This is a genomic window from Nocardia sp. CA-151230 (assembly GCF_050942175.1).
GTDB lineage: Bacteria > Actinomycetota > Actinomycetes > Mycobacteriales > Mycobacteriaceae > Nocardia.
Window position 1 is genome coordinate 8,398,061 of record NZ_CP192061.1, and the last position, 753, is coordinate 8,398,813.

Genomic DNA, 753 nt, shown 5'->3' on the forward strand with positions numbered 1-753 from the left:
CCCAACGCCTTCGCCATCATCGCGAAGAGGTCGTTGATTGCACTGCCGCTGAACATCGCGCCTCCTAGACGACCGGCGGCGTGGTGGTGCCCCCGCCAGGCTGGGTGATCGACGTCGACGATCCAGAAGTCACGAGGTGAGCGAAGGCGAGCAGGAGGTCGGTGAAGCCGCTGCCTGTGTAGATAGGCATGGGGTGAATCCTTTCGAGATTGTTTTCTTCAGTGCGAATCTCTTCGCGAAGCGGCAATGCGAATTACTTCGCGTTGCGGCGCTTGCCCTTCGGTCCCTTGGGGTTGTAGCTCGCGGTGGAACCAGCGCCGAGGAACTGCAGCACCTGGGTCATCAGAGCGCCGATGTCCACAGTGGTGCCGCCGCCGGTTGGGGGAGGAGTGGTGGTCATGGTGTTTCCCTTTCTTTCACGACGCGGACAGACCCCCTCGATTGATGGTTTCTTCTCGGGACCGCCGCACGAGGCCATGAGCGGCCTCGGGTTCAGGTGCGGAGCTGTTGTTTCCGCGGGTTATTCGGGATCGACCGCCATCGCCTCGATGAGCGATTTGGGCCGCATGTCCGTCCAGTGCGCCTCGACGTAGTCCAGGCACGCCTGCCGACGGGAAGGGCCGTGCGCGACCGACCAGCCGCCGGGGATGGCGGCGAACACCGGCCACAGCGAGTGCTGTTCTTCCTCGTTGACCAGCACGTAGAACTGCGCGTCTTCATCGTCGAAGGGATTGCTCATTGCGGTTTACCTTT

General features: G+C 62.4%; 3 protein-coding genes. All 3 read right to left on the reverse strand.

Going from position 1 to position 753, the window contains the following annotated elements:
• Window positions 1-64: 64 nt before the first annotated feature.
• Window positions 65-190 (reverse strand): hypothetical protein, encoded by a 126-nt coding sequence (locus tag ACQP1O_RS39350; RefSeq protein WP_433563368.1) that lies wholly within the window; start codon window positions 188-190, stop codon window positions 65-67.
• A 63-nt stretch (window positions 191-253) separates the two neighbouring features.
• Window positions 254-400 (reverse strand): hypothetical protein, encoded by a 147-nt coding sequence (locus ACQP1O_RS39355; RefSeq protein ID WP_364614151.1) that lies wholly within the window; start codon window positions 398-400, stop codon window positions 254-256.
• Window positions 401-520: 120 nt separating this feature from the next.
• Window positions 521-739, reverse strand: coding sequence for an MbtH family protein (locus ACQP1O_RS39360; protein ID WP_433563369.1), 219 nt, complete (start codon window positions 737-739; stop codon window positions 521-523).
• Window positions 740-753: the final 14 nt, after the last annotated feature.

What these genes read in the sequence shown, in the direction of transcription:
- ACQP1O_RS39350 (WP_433563368.1), bottom strand. Translation starts at nt 190, where the DNA reads ATGCCTATCTACACAGGCAGCGGCTTCACCGACCTCCTGCTCGCCTTC.
- ACQP1O_RS39355 (WP_364614151.1), bottom strand. Translation starts at nt 400, where the DNA reads ATGACCACCACTCCTCCCCCAACCGGCGGCGGCACCACTGTGGACATC.
- ACQP1O_RS39360 (WP_433563369.1), bottom strand. Translation starts at nt 739, where the DNA reads ATGAGCAATCCCTTCGACGATGAAGACGCGCAGTTCTACGTGCTGGTC.